At 42.1% G+C, this 516-nt stretch carries 2 protein-coding genes; both read left to right on the top strand.

What is annotated here, in order from left to right; genetic code table 11:
• Positions 1-95: 95 nt before the first annotated feature.
• Positions 96-284 carry a carbon storage regulator gene (locus tag N1032_RS27945; protein WP_259544002.1) on the top strand — a complete coding sequence of 63 codons (189 nt, stop codon included), beginning with the start codon at positions 96-98 and terminating at the stop codon, positions 282-284.
• Positions 277-489: a hypothetical protein gene (locus N1032_RS27940; protein ID WP_259544001.1), complete on the top strand. Its 213-nt coding sequence runs from the start codon at positions 277-279 to the stop codon at positions 487-489. The genes N1032_RS27945 and N1032_RS27940 overlap by 8 nt, the downstream gene beginning before the upstream one ends.
• Positions 490-516 lie beyond the last annotated feature (27 nt).

The following is a 516-nucleotide window of genomic DNA, read 5'->3' as shown; positions in this document are numbered from 1 at the left end:
CAATGACTCGTTTAGGTCGTGGTAGAGCAAGGGCAGAAAGTAAGCGTCAATGTAATGTTGACGTCTTCTGGAATCATGAAGATTAGGAGAATTGATTGCTACATTTGACAAGGAAAGTCGGGCAGAGTATTGTGATTGATGGTAATATCATTATCTCTGTTATTGAAGTTAATGGAAAGCAAGTACGTTTGGGGGTTAACGCTCCCAAACCAGTACATGTTGACCGTGAAGAAGTGTACCGTAAGAAGCTAAACGACGCAATGGAGGCGTTACAGTATGTCTAAGGAGTCATGGGCAGTAGTAGTTGATTACACGAAAGATGATGGAGAACGTGCAGTACTTGAGTACCACTTTAATAGTCGTGCTAAAGCTCGTCCTGTTCTTCAGACCGCCAAACGTCAGTTTGGTAAAGATAATGTTGGAATGTACATGGTCAAAGAAGTTCGACTGGAAGACCACTTCTGTAAGTTCTACAATCCTCGTCGATAAGGGTGGAGATGGAAAATAGAATTCGTA

Source organism: Herbiconiux daphne, assembly GCF_024979295.1.
In the GTDB taxonomy this organism is placed as follows: Bacteria; Actinomycetota; Actinomycetes; order Actinomycetales; family Microbacteriaceae; genus Herbiconiux; species Herbiconiux daphnes.
The sequence above is the reverse complement of the archived record's forward strand: the minus strand, read 5'-3'. Positions and strand labels throughout refer to the sequence as shown.